Annotated in this window: 20 protein-coding genes; 12 read left to right on the top strand and 8 right to left on the bottom strand. The window is 59.8% G+C overall.

The features are described 5' to 3' along the window. The first annotated feature begins 26 nt into the window (after nucleotides 1–26). Complete coding sequence (dmeR, locus tag AGR2A_RS05955; RefSeq protein WP_003509296.1) at nucleotides 27–299, top strand: Ni(II)/Co(II)-sensing transcriptional repressor DmeR; 273 nt, start codon at nucleotides 27–29, stop codon at nucleotides 297–299. Nucleotides 300–319: 20 nt separating this feature from the next. Next, nucleotides 320–1,345, top strand: a complete 1,026-nt coding sequence (gene dmeF, locus AGR2A_RS05960; RefSeq protein WP_022555819.1) for a CDF family Co(II)/Ni(II) efflux transporter DmeF — start codon at nucleotides 320–322, stop codon at nucleotides 1,343–1,345. 10 nt (nucleotides 1,346–1,355) lie between these two features. On the opposite strand, the gene AGR2A_RS05965 is transcribed toward dmeF, so the two are convergent. From AGR2A_RS05965 to AGR2A_RS05985, 4 genes are all read right to left on the bottom strand, one after another. Continuing rightward, on the bottom strand, nucleotides 1,356–1,643 hold the full coding sequence (locus tag AGR2A_RS05965; RefSeq protein WP_004440595.1) for a hypothetical protein: 288 nt from the start codon (nucleotides 1,641–1,643) through the stop codon (nucleotides 1,356–1,358). Nucleotides 1,644–1,983: 340 nt separating this feature from the next. Next, complete coding sequence (locus tag AGR2A_RS05970; protein ID WP_072494155.1) at nucleotides 1,984–3,093, bottom strand: quaternary amine ABC transporter ATP-binding protein; 1,110 nt, start codon at nucleotides 3,091–3,093, stop codon at nucleotides 1,984–1,986. Further along, a complete protein-coding gene (locus AGR2A_RS05975) occupies nucleotides 3,086–3,994 on the bottom strand; it encodes an ABC transporter permease (RefSeq protein WP_072494156.1) in 909 nt (302 codons plus the stop codon). Before AGR2A_RS05975 ends, AGR2A_RS05970 begins: the two co-directional genes overlap by 8 nt. 243 nt (nucleotides 3,995–4,237) lie before the next feature. After that, complete coding sequence (locus tag AGR2A_RS05985) at nucleotides 4,238–5,248, bottom strand: ABC transporter substrate-binding protein (RefSeq protein ID WP_072494157.1); 1,011 nt, start codon at nucleotides 5,246–5,248, stop codon at nucleotides 4,238–4,240. Nucleotides 5,249–5,332: 84 nt separating this feature from the next. Between AGR2A_RS05985 and AGR2A_RS29975 the strand changes: the two genes are divergently transcribed. Beyond that, entirely contained in the window at nucleotides 5,333–5,461 is a 129-nt protein-coding gene (locus AGR2A_RS29975) for a hypothetical protein (RefSeq protein WP_272936966.1), read from the top strand. Between the two features lie 144 nt (nucleotides 5,462–5,605). Here AGR2A_RS29975 and AGR2A_RS29980 read toward each other — a convergent pair whose 3' ends face one another. After that, nucleotides 5,606–5,731 (bottom strand): hypothetical protein, encoded by a 126-nt coding sequence (locus AGR2A_RS29980; protein ID WP_257784218.1) that lies wholly within the window; start codon nucleotides 5,729–5,731, stop codon nucleotides 5,606–5,608. Continuing rightward, nucleotides 5,731–7,830 carry a S9 family peptidase gene (locus AGR2A_RS05990; protein ID WP_045532483.1) on the bottom strand — a complete coding sequence of 700 codons (2,100 nt, stop codon included), beginning with the start codon at nucleotides 7,828–7,830 and terminating at the stop codon, nucleotides 5,731–5,733. Before AGR2A_RS05990 ends, AGR2A_RS29980 begins: the two co-directional genes overlap by 1 nt. A 223-nt stretch (nucleotides 7,831–8,053) precedes the next feature. Between AGR2A_RS05990 and AGR2A_RS05995 the strand changes: the two genes are divergently transcribed. The 4 genes from AGR2A_RS05995 (at nucleotide 8,054) to AGR2A_RS06010 (ending at nucleotide 11,500) form a co-directional block, all read left to right on the top strand. After that, nucleotides 8,054–8,455, top strand: coding sequence for a DUF930 domain-containing protein (locus AGR2A_RS05995; RefSeq protein ID WP_004440606.1), 402 nt, complete (start codon nucleotides 8,054–8,056; stop codon nucleotides 8,453–8,455). Nucleotides 8,456–8,559: 104 nt separating this feature from the next. Continuing rightward, on the top strand, nucleotides 8,560–9,468 hold the full coding sequence (locus AGR2A_RS06000) for a dihydrodipicolinate synthase family protein (protein ID WP_072494158.1): 909 nt from the start codon (nucleotides 8,560–8,562) through the stop codon (nucleotides 9,466–9,468). A 61-nt stretch (nucleotides 9,469–9,529) separates the two neighbouring features. Further along, a complete protein-coding gene (locus AGR2A_RS06005) occupies nucleotides 9,530–10,255 on the top strand; it encodes a polysaccharide deacetylase family protein (protein WP_072494159.1) in 726 nt (241 codons plus the stop codon). A gap of 159 nt (nucleotides 10,256–10,414) precedes the next feature. Then, nucleotides 10,415–11,500: a bifunctional transcriptional activator/DNA repair enzyme AdaA gene (locus AGR2A_RS06010; RefSeq protein WP_072494160.1), complete on the top strand. Its 1,086-nt coding sequence runs from the start codon at nucleotides 10,415–10,417 to the stop codon at nucleotides 11,498–11,500. 76 nt (nucleotides 11,501–11,576) lie between these two features. On the opposite strand, the gene AGR2A_RS06015 is transcribed toward AGR2A_RS06010, so the two are convergent. Next, nucleotides 11,577–12,737 carry an AI-2E family transporter gene (locus AGR2A_RS06015; protein ID WP_072494161.1) on the bottom strand — a complete coding sequence of 387 codons (1,161 nt, stop codon included), beginning with the start codon at nucleotides 12,735–12,737 and terminating at the stop codon, nucleotides 11,577–11,579. 85 nt (nucleotides 12,738–12,822) lie between these two features. After that, nucleotides 12,823–13,683: a VOC family protein gene (locus AGR2A_RS06020; protein ID WP_072494162.1), complete on the bottom strand. Its 861-nt coding sequence runs from the start codon at nucleotides 13,681–13,683 to the stop codon at nucleotides 12,823–12,825. Here AGR2A_RS06020 and AGR2A_RS06025 point away from each other — a divergent pair. From AGR2A_RS06025 to AGR2A_RS06045, 5 genes are all read left to right on the top strand, one after another. Further along, entirely contained in the window at nucleotides 13,666–14,001 is a 336-nt protein-coding gene (locus AGR2A_RS06025) for a hypothetical protein (protein ID WP_234797385.1), read from the top strand. The two genes, AGR2A_RS06020 and AGR2A_RS06025, sit on opposite strands and share 18 nt — an antisense overlap. Continuing rightward, complete coding sequence (locus tag AGR2A_RS06030; protein WP_004440622.1) at nucleotides 13,958–14,368, top strand: universal stress protein; 411 nt, start codon at nucleotides 13,958–13,960, stop codon at nucleotides 14,366–14,368. Before AGR2A_RS06025 ends, AGR2A_RS06030 begins: the two co-directional genes overlap by 44 nt. A gap of 122 nt (nucleotides 14,369–14,490) precedes the next feature. Then, nucleotides 14,491–14,811, top strand: a complete 321-nt coding sequence (locus tag AGR2A_RS06035; RefSeq protein ID WP_006700060.1) for a TraR/DksA family transcriptional regulator — start codon at nucleotides 14,491–14,493, stop codon at nucleotides 14,809–14,811. Nucleotides 14,812–15,123: 312 nt separating this feature from the next. Continuing rightward, nucleotides 15,124–15,792: a PAQR family membrane homeostasis protein TrhA gene (gene trhA / locus AGR2A_RS06040; protein ID WP_004440627.1), complete on the top strand. Its 669-nt coding sequence runs from the start codon at nucleotides 15,124–15,126 to the stop codon at nucleotides 15,790–15,792. 103 nt (nucleotides 15,793–15,895) lie between these two features. Further along, a complete protein-coding gene (locus tag AGR2A_RS06045; protein WP_006700062.1) occupies nucleotides 15,896–16,393 on the top strand; it encodes a GNAT family N-acetyltransferase in 498 nt (165 codons plus the stop codon). Nucleotides 16,394–16,475: the final 82 nt, after the last annotated feature.

Below are 16,475 nucleotides of genomic sequence, written 5' to 3' on the forward strand. Positions count from 1 at the left end.
CCCCCCTATAGTATATGAGGTCGGCCATGTCCCATACCATCCGCAACAAGGAAAAGCTTCTCGCCCGCATCCGCCGCCTGAAAGGGCAGATGGAAGCGGTCGAACGTGCGCTCGATGATGCCAAGCCCTGCGGCGAGGTGCTGCAGCTGCTCGCTTCGGTACGCGGCGCGCTTTCGGGCCTGACGGGGGAGGTAATGCAGGAGCATCTGCACGAGCACGTGGTGCATGCCGAAAATGAAGACGAACGGGCGCGGGCGGCGGAAGAGCTGGCCCAGGTGCTGAAGACCTACATCCGGTAAAACCGACAGGATTAAGCGACATGACGACGACATCCGAATACCGCGCAGCAGCCGGTCACGACCATGTTTTCCTTGGCCAGAACCACGAGCGTAATGAAAGGCGCGTCTGGATGGTCATCGCACTGACCGCGGCGATGATGGTGGCGGAAATCGTCGCCGGTCACTGGTACGGCTCCATGGCGCTAACGGCGGATGGCTGGCACATGTCCACCCATGCGGGCGCGATGCTGATTTCGGCACTCGCTTATCTCTATGCCCGCCGCGAGGCCCGCAACCCACGCTTCACCTTCGGCACCGGCAAGTTCGGCGATCTCGCGGGTTTTGCCAGCGCCATCGTGCTGGCGGTGGTGGCATTGCTGATTGCCGTGGAAAGCGGGATGCGCCTCGTCAGTCCCGTCGAGATCGATTTCAACCAGGCCATCCTCGTCGCCATCATCGGCCTTGCCGTCAATCTTCTCAGCGCCGTGCTTTTGAAGGATGACCATCACCACGATCATGGCCACGGCCACGGCCACGGTCATGCCCACGGCTCACATGCCCACCATGGGCACGGCAGCCACGCCCACCATGATCACGGGTCCCATGCCGGGCACCATGCCGGGCACGGCGCAAAGGGCGGCCGGGACAATAATCTGCGCGCTGCCTATCTGCATGTGCTGGCGGATGCGCTGACCTCGGTTCTGGCAATCGTCGCGCTGCTGCTCGGCAAGTGGAACGGCTGGTCGTTCCTTGATCCGTTGATGGGTATCGTTGGCGGTCTGGTGATTGCCCGCTGGTCATGGGGCCTGATCCGCTCCACGGCGACAACCCTGCTTGACGCGCTGCCGCCGGCTGAGGATCTGCCGCAGGAAATCCGTGAAAGCGTGGAAACGGAAGAGGATCGCATTACCGATCTGCATGTCTGGCAGGTGGGGCCGGGGCATCACGCCGCCATCGTGGCGATCCTTTCGCAGGCGCCCAAAGCACCGGCATTTTATAAGCAGAAACTTGCCGCCATACATGAACTCTCGCATGTGACGGTGGAAGTCAGCCCGGCAAGAGGCTGATTGGAATCGCCTATTCGGTATATTCCGAATAGGCGCTGCGTACCCATTCAGCCTGCGCTTCCGCCTTGTCCTCGGGGGAGGCGGTGGCCGCATCCTGATAGGCCGGCGCGCTGCCGTTGCCTACGGCCCATAGAACATTGGCCAGCGACTGGGAAAGAATGGTGCTGGAAACGGTGGGGTTGCCGGGGCCGCGTTTTACCGCCTGCTCCTCCGGCGCGCTTTGGGCGCTGCCAGCTTTTTCGATGTCACGGATGCGACCCTGATAGTTATATCCGCCAATATTGCTTTCGATCTGCATGTCGGTGATTCCGCGTTCAAAAGTTAACGAATGGTTAACGGCGGCGACTTGTCCGAAACTTGCGCTTGCTGCGCTGCAGCGACTGTCGAGGGTTGACAGCCGGCGAAGTAGTGCTTCGTTTTGGCATCGAGAGTGGACGAGCAAGGGGATTGCACCCGTTTTACGCGCAAGAAGAAGCGGGACGGCATCAATGCCGGTAGGTCTCCTCACATTCCGCGTCATCCTCGCCCTTGAGGCGAGGATCCATTTTCCACGCGCCGACCTTGGGTCATGGATCCTCGCCTCAAGGGCGAGGATGACGACGGATAGTTTTCGGGCTAGAGAGGCGCGGCCAACAGGCTCACGCCGTCTCCTTCGCCGCAGGTGCCGCCGCTTGCCGCACGGCCTCCAGCTCCTTTTCCTCAACGTCGACCGTCACCGCCGCTTCCTGCGGCGCGGGCGTCACCATCGCAGCCACCAGCGTATCGAGCCCGATGCTGCCGACCGGCTTGCCGTCCTCGTCCACCACATGGGCGGTCGTTTCGTTGGCTTCCGACATGTCGCGGGCGATGGTTTCGAGCGTTGCGGTCTCGGGGACCGGCATGCCCTCGGGCTTGCTCTCCAGCGGCTCCATGACAGTGTTTGCCTGCAGCACGCGGCCACGATTGACGTCGCGCACGAAGTCGGTGACGTAACCATCGGCTGGCGAGAGGATGATGCTCTGGCCGTCGCCCTGTTGCACCACTTCGCCGTCTTTGAGGATGGCGATATGGTCGCCAAGCCGCAAAGCCTCGTCGAGATCATGGGTGATGAACACAACGGTCTTCTTCAGCTCCTGTTGCAGATCGAGCAGCATGGTCTGCATATCCACACGGATGAGCGGATCGAGCGCCGAATAGGCCTCATCCATCAGGAGAATATCGGCGTCATTGGCAAGCGCCCGGGCAAGGCCGACGCGCTGCTGCATGCCGCCGGAAAGCTGGTTCGGATAATAATCCTCGTAACCGGCAAGGCCGACACGCTCCAGCCAGTAACGGCCCTTTTCCTCGCTTTGCTTGCGCGGTACGCCCTGGATATCGAGGCCGTAGACGCTGTTTTCGAGTACCGTGCGATGCGGCAGAAGGCCGAATTTCTGGAACACCATCGCCGTCTTGTGGCGGCGGAATTGCCTGAGCGCCGAGGCGCTCATGCCGCAGATATCCTCGCCGTCATAAAGAACTTCGCCGGCGGTCGGGTCGATCAGCCGGTTGATGTGGCGGATCAGTGTCGATTTGCCGGAGCCTGACAGCCCCATGACGACGGTGATCTTGCCGCCCGGCATGGTGATGTTGATGTTGTTGAGGCCGAGAACGTGGTTGTGCCTGTCGTTCAGCTCGACCTTGTCCATGCCTTTACGCACCGCTTCGAGGTACTTCTCGGGATGCTTGCCGAAGATCTTGTAAAGATTCCTGATTTCGATGCTTTTAGCCATGGGAGACCTCGCGGTATTTCTGCAGACGCTTGCCGAAAGCCTGGCTCGCCCGGTCGAACATGATGGCGATGGCGACCAGAGCGAAACCGTTCAGGAAGCCCACCGTGAAGAACTGGTTGTTGATGGCCTGCAGCACATTCTTGCCAAGCCCGCCGACACCGACCATGGAGGCAACGACGACCATGGCGAGCGCCATCATGATGGTCTGGTTGATGCCGGTCATGATGGTGGGCAGCGCCAGCGGCAGCTGCACGTTTAACAGCTTCTGACCGTTGGAGGAACCGAAGGCGTCTGCCGCCTCAAGCACTTCGCGGTCAACGAGGCGGATGCCGAGGCTGGTCAGGCGGATGACGGGTGGAATGGCATAGATCACCACTGCTATCAGGCCCGGAACCTTGCCGATGCCGAAAATCACCACCACGGGGATGAGATAAACGAAACTTGGCAGGGTCTGCATCACGTCGAGCACGGGATTGATGAGGCGTTGCAGGCGTTCGGAACGACCCATCAGAATGCCGAGCGGCAGGCCGATGACGATGGCGATCAGGGTAGCGATGGCGACGATGGAGAGCGTCGTCATGGCATCGCGCCAGAGGCCGACCGCGCCGATCATCAGCAGGGAAATGGCGGTGCCGCCTGTGATCTTGAAGCTGCGTCCGGCCAGATGCACGATGGCGAGAATGACCAGCATGGTAATGATCCACGGCGTCTGGATGAACAGACGCTCCGACGAATTGAGGAAAAGCTGCAGCGGGTGAACGACGACGTCGATCGCATCGCCGTAATTGCGCACGATATCGCGAAACCCGTCATCGATGGTTTTGCGAGCCACGCGCATGGTGGAGTTGTCGATTGCCGGGAACTTGCAGAGCAGGTCCGGCAGGTAGGTGCAGAGGGCCATTATTGTTGTTTTCCCTTTGGGTTGTTGGGGAATGGTGCGGCGGAGGTTGGTGCGTGCGGGCACCCCCCTCTGTCCTGCCGGACATCTCCCCCTCAAGGGGGGAGATCGGCAGGGCGCACCCTTTCCAAAATCTCAACGTAAGCGATGGGCGAGACCCCCGCCGCAGGTCGATCTCCCCCCTTGAGGGGGAGATGCCCGGCAGGGCAGAGGGGGGTAAGCGGCTTGCGCCAACCCCGCCTCCCGTCACATCGAAGCCTTGATCTTCTCAGCCACCTCGGGCGAAACCCACTTCGTCCAGAGTTCCTCATGGTTCTCGAGGAAATACTCGGCCCCATCTTCATTGGTGCCCTGATTTTCATCCATCCACGCCAGAACCTTGGCGACGGTGTCGTTGTCCCACTGCCGCTTGCGGATGTAGTCGATGGAAGGGCCCGCCTTTTCGGCGAAATCCTTGGTCACGACGGTGAAGACCTCCGCCACGGGATAGGCATTCGGCTTGGGATCGGCGCAGTCCGCCTTGGCGATGCAATTGTCGTAAGCCGCCCGGTCAAGTGAAACGCCATCGTCCAGCTTCACCATATCGTATTTGCCGAGAATGGCCGTCGGAGCCCAATAATAGCCGAGCCAGCCCTGCTTCTTTTCGTAGGCATTGGAAATAGAGCCATCCAGACCGGCCGCGGAGCCGGTATCGATCAATGCAAAGCCCTTTTCATCAGCCTTGCGGGCCTTGAACAGGTTGGCGGTAGTTGGCTGGCAACCCCAGCCGGGCGGGCAGCCGAAGACGGCGCCCTTGCTGGCGTCTTCAGGCGCGGGAAACAGTTCGGGATGCTTCAGCGCATCCTCGACGGTCTTGATGTCTGGATGTTCGTCGGCAAGATATTTCGGGATCCACCAGCCTTCAACGCCGCCTTCGCTCAGGATTTTGACTTCCTGAATGAGATTGCCGCTCTTGACGGCTTCCTCGTAGGGGGTGCCAAGTGTGTTCACCCACATTTCGGGCGCCATGTCGGGCTGGCCCTTCTCGTTCATGGAGGTGAAAGTGGGGGTGGTGTCGCCGCTGACGACATTAACCGTGCAGTCATAGCCGTTTTCCATGATGAACTTGTCGACGTAGGCCGCGACACCGGCGGATGCCCAGTTCATTTCGGCGATGGTGATGCTGCCGCAGCTGTCTGCGGCATTGGCGGAAGATGCTGCACCGGCAGCGATGGTAAAGCCCGTTACGAGAATGGTCGAGGCCAGGAGTTTCTTCATGAGGAGACCTCCAAGTCTGATGCAGTGTTTTCATTTGGCAAAGCGGGAGCACTGCAAAGCCCGGATTGCCAAGGGCGAACTGACATGGCGCGTGGAGATGCCGAAAATCCGGCGAGAGAATATCCGCAGAACAAGCCGCGGGATTGCCGCGAAAACTGCGGCGAAAAGGCGCATGAATATGTCAACGCCGTGCATAATACGGCCAAAAAGTGATAATGCAACGCGGCAATGCGCAGGGCAGCCATGCAGGTGATCTATGGAGCGATTTTCCTGTTCGGGTAATACATGGCGTGTATTTTATTGTTCAGTAAAAAATATATACTATACAGTAGATCGAAATAAAAATTCCCAATAATTTCAAGTTTTATTTAAATAAGAAATTTTTGCCGCAATTTGTGGAAAAAATAATCTGAAATCTTTTTTCGCGAGGTATTTTTGTGCAAAACGATGCGGGCGGCAGCCTACGCCGCCCGCATCGGGCATCAGACGGCGTCCTTGCCGGCTACCTTCAGCGCGAAGGCGTATTCGAAGGCTATTTCCTCCAGCCGCTGGAAACGACCGGACTTTCCGCCATGGCCTGCCGCCATGTTGGTCTTGAGCAGGATCGGCGCTTCACCCGTGGTCTTTTCGCGCAGCTTCGCCACCCATTTGGTCGGCTCCCAATAGGTCACACGCGGATCGGTGAGGCCGGAAAGCGCCAGAATCGGCGGGTAAGGCTTCGCACCGACATTGTCATAGGGGCTGTAGGCGGCGATCCAGCCATATTCCTCTGCCGATTCCAGCGGATTGCCCCATTCCGGCCATTCCGGCGGCGTCAGCGGCAGCGTGTCGTCCAGCATCGTTGTCAGCACGTCCACGAAGGGAACGGCGGCGATGATGCCGGCAAACTTCTCCGGCGCCATATTGGCGACGGCGCCCATCAACATGCCGCCGGCAGAACCACCTTCGGCGATGATGCGCTCGTAAGACGTGAAACCTTCCTGAACGAGATGATCGGCAGCGGCAATGAAGTCTTTGAACGTGTTCTGCTTGTGCTCCATCTTGCCGGTTTCGTACCACTCGAAACCCTTGTCCTTGCCGCCGCGAATATGGGCGATGGCATAGATGAAACCACGGTCCGCCAGAGACAGCGTCGTGGTGGAGAAGGAAGCGGGAATGGTGATGCCGTAAGCGCCGTAGCCATAAAGCAGGCAGGGGGCGGAACCGTCGAGCGCCACGTCCTTGCGGTAAAGCAGGGAGACCGGCACCAGCTCACCATCATGCGCAGGGGCCATGATGCGGCGGGTGATGTAATCATCAGGGTTGTGGCCCGATGGCACTTCCTGCGTCTTCAGGAGCGTGCGTTCGCGCGTCACCATGTCGTAATCGAACAGCTGGCTCGGCGTCGTCATCGAGGAATAGGAGAACCGGATGACGTCGGTGTCATATTCCGCCGCGCCATGCAGGCCGAGCGAATAGGCCTCTTCGGCAAAAGCGATGGAATGTTCCTCGCCGGTGCGGCGGTCGCGGATGACGATGCGCGGCAGGCCGTCACGGCGTTCCAGCCATATCAGATGGCGGGCATAGGCATCGACGGAGAGGATCAGCCGGCCCGGCTCATGCGGCACCACCTCTTTCCAGTTTTCCTTGCCGGGCGCCGTGACCGGGGCTTCCACAATGCGGAAATCCTTGGCATCGCCGTCATTGGTGAGGATGAAGAAGACATCGCCGCCTTCGCACATCGAATATTCGATGCCCTCTTCGCGTTCCGCCACGATAGCCGGTTCGGCGGTCAGGTCTTTCGTGGAGAGAATGCGATATTCGCTGGTCTCATGATCGTGAATGTCGATGAAGATGAAATCGTCGAGAACGGACGCACCGACACCCATGAAGAAACCGGGATCCTTCTCCTCATAGACCAGCCGGTCGGCCGATTGCGGCTCGCCGATAATATGGTGGAAAACCTTGGAAGGGCGGTGGTTCTCATCCTGCAGCGTATAGAAGAAGCTCTTGCCGTCAGGCGCCCATGCGCCGCCGCCGCCGGTGTTTTCGACGATATCGGCAAGGTCCTCGCCGGTTTCGAGGTTACGGATGCGCAGGGTGAAATATTCCGAGCCCTTGTCGTCATAACCCCAGATGCCGTGTGTGTGATCGGAAGACTGGTCGAGACCGGCAAGACGGAAATAATCCTTGCCCTCGGCTTCTTTGTCGCCGTTCAAAAGCACCTGTTTCTCACCGCCGCCGCGCGGGGTGCGGAAATAATGCGGTTGCTCGCCGCCGGTCACGAAAAGCGTGCCATAGGCATAAGGCCCGTCATTGACCGGCACGGAGGAATCATCCTGCTTGATGCGGCCCTTCATCTCCTCGAAAAGCTTCTCCTGAAGCGCCTTGGTGTCGCCCATGGCCGCTTCCATATAGGCGTTTTCCGCCTCCAGATGGGCGCGGATCGCCGGGTCGAGAATGGAGGTGTCCTTGAACATGGCCTGCCAGTTATCGGCCCGGAACCATGCGTAATCGTCGGTGCGGGTAATGCCGTGATGCGTATCCTGAACGGGCCGTTTTTCGGCGGTCGGGGCGGCGGGCAGGTTTTTGAAAATCGGCAATGGAAACTCGCTTTCCTGTAAAAATTCTTGAGCGGCACCAAGATGTAGAGCGGGGCTTGCGGCCGATCAAGTTTCAAATCTCCACAGGCGGAATGGCGTTCGGGCACAATTTCGTCAGCTTTCGATCACATTTTGGCAATATCCGGCAAATCAGCGATGATGCGTGCCGCCCGCTGGCACGCCATCCATCGTCAAGAACAAACGAAAAAACTGACAGGACCCCATGCGAAAGCTTCTTCCCGCTGCCCTTTCTGCCTTTTTCCTTGGCTTGCAGACCCTTACCCCCGCTTTTGCGATTGATGCCAGCGTCATGCGGCAGTTGAACGCGCTTGCTCCCGAGGAGCGTCTAGAGCAGCGTTGCGACATTGAGGCGATGGAGCGGATAGCAACCGAGCAGAAGGGCATGAAGCCGGACAAGGTGATCGCCTATACGTTCGGTGATCCGGAAGTGGGAAAAAACTCCATCAAGGCGCCGGGCGCGGTCTTCAGAAGTTCGGGCGAATGGTACAAGCTCAGATACAAGTGTCAGCTGAAGAGCGATAGTCTCAGCATCCAGTCCTTCGACTACCGTGTGGGCGACAAAATTCCCGAGGAGCAGTGGAAGAAGTTGTATCTTTATGACTGATCACGGAATTTTTCGGTTTCGAACCGGCGTTTAGCCGCCGCTTTGTTGCCCCGTCGCAACCGGCTCTGTAACCCTGACATCTGATCGAAGTGAGGGGCACAGACATGGCGAGACGATTCAAGGGACTTTCTGCTTTTCCGATAACGCCGGCAGACGAGGCAGGGCGGGTCGATGTTGAAGCCTTCTCCGCCCTGATCGAGCGGCTGGATGTCGCGGCAGTTGATTCGGTCGGCATTCTCGGCAGCACCGGCATCTATATGTATCTCACCCGCGAGGAGAGACGCCGCGCCATCGAAGCGGCCGCCGCGATCCTCAAGGGCAGGCGCATATTGATGGCGGGCGTCGGCGCCTTGCGCACCGATGAAGCCTTGGCGCTGGCAAGGGATGCGGAAGCGGCCGGTGCCGATGCGCTGCTGCTCGCGCCGGTCTCCTACACGCCGCTGACGCAGGAAGAGGCCTATCACCATTTCGCCGCCGTGGCGGGTGCGACGGCCCTGCCGCTCGCCATCTATAATAACCCGACGACCACCCGCTTCACCTTCAGCGACGAACTTCTGGTGCGGCTCGCCTATATTCCCAATATCCGCGCCATCAAGATGCCGCTGCCCGCTGATTCCGATTATGCGGGCGAGCTTGCGCGGCTCAGGCCCAAACTGTCGGACGATTTCGCCATCGGCTATAGCGGTGACTGGGGCTGCGCCGAGGCCACGCTTGCCGGCGGCGATACATGGTACAGCGTCATCGCCGGCCTGCTGCCGGTTCCGGCGCTGCAATTGATGCGGGCGGCACAGACCGGCAATGCGGAGGAGGCAAAAAGGCTCGATGCGGTCTTCCAGCCGCTCTGGGCGCTGTTCAGGGAATTCGGCAGCATCCGCGTGGTCTATGCAGCCGCCAATACCCTGTCGCTGACGGTCAGCGAACCGCCCCGACCGCTCCTGCCGCTTACGAGTGCGGAACGCCAGCGGGTGGAAGAGGCGCTGGAGGCGCTCTCCGCGCTGGAAACCGCGCCATAATTCGGGCGCTTTGCGGGCGGATTGCCACACACCATGACTGCATGAAATTGCGGAACCAGAAATGATACGTCGTCTCCTCCTCGCTGCCCTGTTTGCCTCTGCCGCCACGACCGCCTTTGCGGCGAACGGCCTTGTCGAGCCGTCGCTGAAAATGTCGCCGCAGCATGATGGCAAGGTGCGGGTGGCGATGACGCTCGACGCCTGCATGGGCAAGACCGACCACCGCATTCTCGATACGCTCGTTCGCGAACGTATTCCCGCAACAATCTTCGTGACCGCCCGCTGGCTGAAGCATAATGGCGAGGCACTCGCGGTGCTGATGGCAAATCCCGACCTGTTCGAGATCGAAAACCACGGCGAAAACCATGTGCCGGCGGTGGACAAGCCCGTTTCGATTTACGGCATCGCTGCTGCGGGATCGGAAGCTGCGGTCGTGCAGGAAGTGGAAGGCGGTCGTCAGGCCATCGTCGCTGCCACAGGCATCCAGCCGCAATGGTTTCGGGGTGCGACGGCCAAATATACAAGCTCGTCCATGGCCACCATCAACCGGCTCGGCATGCGCGTGGCGGGCTACTCCGTCAATGGCGATGGCGGCTCGCTGCTGGGCGCTGCCGCGACGGCCAAACATATCGCTGCGGCGAAGAATGGCGATGTCATCATCTCCCACATCAACCAGCCCACCCACGAGGCGGGCGAGGGCGTGGTGAAGGGCCTGTTGGCGCTCAAGGCACGCGGCGTGATTTTCACGCGGCTGGACGACCCGTCATTCGCGCCGCCGGGGAATTGATCTCCAAGGTTGCCGCCCGTTTCTTCTCCCCGCCGGGGAGAAGAAATATGCCGCAGACTTTTCCTTCAAACGGCGCGGAAGAAAAGAGCTGACAAATCCCCCACATCTACGCCCGTTTTTCGGCGGCGTGCCGTTCGAAATTGCGCTAGCATCTTCGTCATGATGCTGTTCAAACGCCCCGACACCGAAACCCTGTATTCCGCCCTTGTGAACAAGGACCCCGCCTATGAAGGCGTGGCCTATGTGTGCGTGACCTCGACCAAAATCTTCTGCCGCTTCACCTGCACGGCGCGCAAACCGAAGATCGAAAACTGCCGGTTCCGCGAGACCATCGCCGAATGCCTGGAGGCGGGGTTCCGCCCCTGCAAGCGCTGCAAACCGATGCTCTCCTATGGCACGGCCGATGAAACGGTAACGCAACTGCTGACGGTGCTGGAAAACGAACCGGCGCGGCGCTGGCGTGAGGAGGATGTGGTGGCGCTTGGCCATGATCCCTCCACCGTGCGGCGCACCTTCAAGCGCCGTTTCGGCATGAGCTTTCTGGAGATCGCCAGATTGCGCCGCTTGGGCGATGCGGTGGAAAGCATCGCTTCCGGCGAAGCGGTGATCGGCGCGCAGATCGACGCCGGTTACGACTCCGGCAGCGGCTTCCGCGCCGCGATCAACCAGTTCTTCGGCTCCTCTCCCGCCGCCATGAAGGGCAGGGGGTTCCTGAAGGGTGACTGGATCGATACGCCGATTGGTCCGATGCTCGCCATTGCCGACGATCATGCCCTGCATCTGCTAGAATTCGCGGACCGGCCGGCGCTTCCGGCCGAACTGAAGCGGCTGAAGAGCCGCACCGGCGCGGACATGGTGCTCGGCCGAACGGCGGTAACAGGTCAGATCGAAGCCGAGCTCAAGGCCTATTTCGCCGGGCAGTCAGCCTCCTTCGAAACCCGCCTTGCCGGCCACGGCACGCCCTTCGAGCGCGATGTCTGGCGCAGCCTGCGGCAGATCCCGGTGGGTGAAATCGTCAGCTATTCGGCACTCGCAACCGCCATGGAAAGGCCATCCGCCGTGCGCGCGGTGGCGCGCGCCAACGGTGCCAACCAGATCGCCATCGTCGTGCCGTGCCACCGGGTGCTCGGTGCGGATGGCAGTCTGACCGGTTATGGCGGCGGCCTGTGGCGCAAGAAATGGCTGATCGAGCATGAGCGTCGCATGGCGCAAGGGCAGGTGCGCGAGATGCCGCTCGCTTCCTGAGCGGCCTCGTTGTGGGGTTTCAGGAGATTTTCCGTTGGCGGAGGCGCGTCGCGCCCTCCGCCTCTGTATCCGCCGTTCAATCCGGCAGGTTCGGCACGACCCGGCGGGAGGGGAAGAGTTCGCGTGTCACCGTCATGACGATCAGCGACAACGGCAGGGCCAGCATGGCGCCGGCCGCGCCCCACATCCACGTCCAGAAGATGATCATCACAAAGACGAGGAAGGGGTTGATCTCCATGTTGCGGCCCACCACCGCCGGAAAGGCGAGGTTTTCCATCAAGAGGTGGATGGTGAAGAACACTCCCGCCGGCAGCAGCGCGAGGATCATGTTGTCATGCGTGATGATACCGGCGACGGTCAGCGATATTGTCATCAACGTGATGCCGAGAAACGGAATGAAGCTCGAAAGAAAGGCAAAAAGCCCCCAAAGAAGCGGCATGGCGAGGCCACCGAGATAGGCGATCACGATCATCGTCACACCCAGCGCGGCGTAGATGAGGCTTGCCGTGGCAAAATAGGTGCCCAGCACCTTCTCCACCGAGCCGATGATGCGAATGGTTCTGAGCCTTTGATGGCGCGCCGGAAAGGCCATGATGAGAGCCTTGCGCAGTCGCAGCCGGCTGTAGAGAAACATTAGAAGAGCCGCCAGGAAGATCAGTCCCTGAACGATGGCCGGCGTCACATTCGCGCCAAGCAGGGAAATGATTTCGCCGCTACGCGACAGCAGCGATTCCATCGACATGGAGCCCATGCTGAACGTGGCCGCGGAAATATTCAGCCACCGCAGATTTTCGAGGTAAGGAAGGAAGCGGTCGATGCTGCGCTCGATCAGGGCAGGGCCTTCCGATGCCAGCTGTGAGACCGGGTCGATCAGGGAATTGACCACGAAAAAAATGACCGCAGCGACGAGTGTGGACAGGATGATGGCGACACCGGCACCCGGAATGCCGTAGGAGGCCAGTTTTTCGGCGGAGATGCCCAGGATCATGCCAACGACGACAGCCATGACGACGGGCATCAGAATCATCGATAATTCGTGAATGACCGCCATGGACACGATCAGGAAAATGCCGATGACCGACCAGGCAACGAAAACGTCAAGCGCCTCCCGCCCCAGCGGCTGCTGACTGCGCGCGTCATCCCGCTGTGAAACAGAGGCGGGTGTCGCAAGCGGATCGGCCTTGTCTACTGGCAAGGCCGCAGTGCCGGAAAGATCCGGCTTGGCATTCTCATTCATCGGACTATCCCCCAATAACGAGGTTAACGTCCGACAAATCCGGCGGTTCCGGGGCGGCTGAAATTTCTGCCGCCCCGTTCAGCGTTTATGCGGAAAGCTTTAGCCCTATGCCCCACGGATCCTTCAAAAAGATGCCGTCACTTTGCCTTTCGGTGGATATTTCCAGCCGGTCGAGTGCGGCAAGAGCCATCTCGAGCGCGGCCGGCTCGTTGAATTTCAGCGAGTAACCGGAAAGCCCGGTCATATTCTCCCTGCGGGCCACGGCGCCACGGCTGTTCCAGATATTGGCGGCCACGTGGTGGTGATACGCGCCCGATCCGAAGAAGCTTGCTCCGGGATACCGCGCCATGATCTTAAGCCCCAGCACATCCTGATAAAACTCATCTGCCTGCGGAATATTGCCGACCTGCAGGTGAATGTGGCCGATGGCGGTTCCCTCCGCTGCACCGGTGAAGGCCGCCTTCGGGGCGCTGTCGTAAAGCGCCTGAAGATTGAGGCCGATTGTCGCCATCTCCACCGTGCCATCCGGCTGGTAGGTCCATTCTTCCGGCAACCGGTCGCGATAGACCTCTATGCCGTTGCCTTCCGGATCTGCGAGATAGATGGCCTCGCTGACCAGATGGTCAGACGCGCCCTGAAGCTGAACATTGTTCTGAGCGGCATGTGCCAGCCAGTGCGCGAGGTCATCGCGGCTCGGCATCAGGAATGCGGTGTGGAACAGGCCTGCGGCATTGCGCGGCGCGCGTTCCGCCGTGCTGGAGGTGGAAAGTGTGAGCAGCGGCTGGCCTCCGACGCCAAGCTCCTCGCCGCTCGGGTTCTTTTCAAGAACGGAAAGACCGATGATCTTTTGATAGAAATCCGAAACGCGCGGCAGATCGTGAACGACGAGATGGGCCTGGCCGACATAGGCCGGGCGCGTCAGGGCGAATTGTTTGATTTCACTCATCATCATCTCCATATTGATTCCGACGCGCCAAGGGGTGGGCCGGTTGCCGACGAGATCGGCTTCGCCGCTTTGCGGCGTTTGTCGAAGACGAATATGGGCTGGTTTCGTCGTTCAGCAAAGATCACCAGCTGGCGATTGACTGTCCACTATTCGTTGACAATGCCCTGTTCCGGCATGGCTTCGGCTTTGACTTCGATCAAGGTGAAGGCTGCGCCGGCCGGCAAATATGAGCTTGAGCCCGACACAACGGCGGATCACGTCAAAGGAGACAGCCATGTACAAGAAGATCATCGTACCGGTAGACCTCAGCGCCACTGACAAGGGAGAAAAGATTCTCGAAAAGGCCAAGGCACTGCTGGACCCCGACGGCGAGATCGTTCTCATCAACGTTGTCGAGGAACTGCCGGGCTATATGGCGATCGACCTTCCTGTCGACCTCATCGAAAACGCGATCAAGGACGCCAAGGCGAAACTCTCGGACCTCAAGGCCAGGGTCGGTTTCAACGGCAGTCATGAAATCAGAAGCGGCGCGCCGGCGCGGGAAATCATCGCTGCGGCAGAGGAACACAAGGCTGATCTCATCATCATCGCGTCGCACACACCTGACTTCAGCAACTATTTCATCGGCGCCACCGCCGACCGCGTGGTGCGCCACGCCAAATGCTCGGTGCTGGTGGATCGCTAAGGTTTGACGTTTTAGGGTTGCGGGCGGGTTTCCCGCCCCTCCAAGCATTTCCAGGAAAAGTGGAATCCGGTTTTCCACCCGGAAATGCGACAAAGCAAGCCGATCGGCTGGAGGAAAAGTCCATGAATACCGAAAGTTACGAGAAAATCCTGCGTGACCGGCAGCGCGAGCTTTATCGTCGCCTGCATAAGATCGAGGCCGACTTCGAAGAGCCGCGCAATCCTGATGACGATGACAGGGCCGCCGAACGCAGCAATGACGAGGTGCTGGACGAGCTGGGGCAGGTGGGGCAGGATGAGTTGCGCGCTATCGACGCCGCCCTCGAGCGTATCGCCAAGGGCACTTTCGGCACCTGCGTCAAATGCGGAAGCGAGATTTCGGAGGATCGGTTGAAGGCTGTTCCCTATACGCCGTTCTGTCAGGAATGTGCTGCGGCGTTGTGAGGGGTGAACGACCTTTCCTCCGTCATGCCGGACCTGATCCGGCATCCAGCCGACGCGCGTCTGCGCGGCGAGAGAGTTCTTTTCAGCCCAAGGACTTGGGCTGGCTGGATACCGGCTCAGGGCCGGTATGACAGTGTGTTGGTGCGGCAACCTGAAAAACTCATCCTTATCGCCAAGGGACGTCGCCTTTCCCCAACCTCTCCTTTCGCAACAGCACCGAACGCAATTTGATCGCCATTAACCGGCTGCTGTCTTGTTCCTGTCTAATATTGTCTTCATGCTTTGGTGAAAGCACGCAGACAGGATTGGACTATGAGCGATTTGTGGCGGTTCGGACGCCAGTATGATTTTCACGAGATTGTCGCCGATGGCATCGTCCACGGGGTCGGCATCGTGCTGGCGCTTATCGGCGCCACGGCGCTGATTTTCTACGCGATGGTATGGGGTACGCTCAGCGCCATTGCAGCGGCGTGGATTTACGGCCTCGGTCTCGTCGTCTGCCTATCCGTCTCCTTCACCTATAATATCTGGCCGCACTCGAACGTGAAATGGTTCCTGCGCCGGCTGGATCACTCGGCGATCTTCATTCTCATCGCAGCCACCTATACGCCGTTTCTGATGCGGGGTATCCACGATCCCATGATCGCGGTCATGCTGGGGCTGATCTGGCTCGCTGCGATCTGCGGCATCCTTCTCAAATGCCTGTTCCCCGGCCGTTACGACCGGGTCGCCATCGGCCTTTATCTCGCCATGGGCTGGAGCGGCGTCATGGTGGTCGAGCCGCTGTCGTCGCACCTCGCGCCGGTCACGCTCTGGCTGATCGTCGCCGGCGGCGTCATATATTCGCTCGGCGTCATCTTCCATGTCTGGGAAAAGCTGCGCTTCCAGAATGCGATCTGGCACGGTTTTGTGGTCGCAGCCGCTGCGGTTCACTATTTTGCCGTGGTCACCGCCTTCAGCCTCGTTCCCTTGGCTTCGTAAAGATCGTGAGAGCGCGGCGCTGGACATGTCTCCGTCTCATCGCTTAAGGCTCGGCGCAGGCGCGGCAAAGCCGCGTATTCGCAAACCAGGCGGAGCTAAGAAAATGACCGTGGAACTGCGCGACGCGACCGTTGATGACCTCTCCGGCATCATGGAGATATACAATGACGCTGTCGTGAACACGACGGCGATCTGGAACGAGGTGGTGGTCGATCTCGACAATCGCAAGGACTGGTTCGCCGCCCGCAAGTCGCGCGGCTTTCCCGTCATCGTCGCGGTTCTGGACGGCAAGGTCGCGGGCTACGCTTCCTATGGTGACTGGCGTGCTTTTGACGGTTATCGCCACACCCGCGAACATTCCGTCTATGTGCATAAGGACGCCCGCGGCCACGGCATCGGCAAAAAACTGATGCAGGCGCTCATCGATCATGCCGCCGGCAACGACGTGCACGTACTGATCGCCGCCATCGAGTCGGAAAACACCGCTTCCATCCGCCTGCATGAAAGCCTCGGTTTCACGGTCGCGGGCCGGTTCTCGGAAGTCGGCACCAAGTTTGGGCGCTGGCTGGATCTGACGTGTATGGAACTGAAATTAGGTTAAGCCAAGAAGCTTAAGCCATCTTTTGATCGGTCGAGTGTCACGAGTCTCTTCTTCCCGAGGGGGAGAAGTCCGCGGCAGCGGG

This window comes from Agrobacterium genomosp. 2 str. CFBP 5494 (assembly GCF_900013495.1).
Classification (GTDB): Bacteria; Pseudomonadota; Alphaproteobacteria; order Rhizobiales; family Rhizobiaceae; genus Agrobacterium; species Agrobacterium pusense.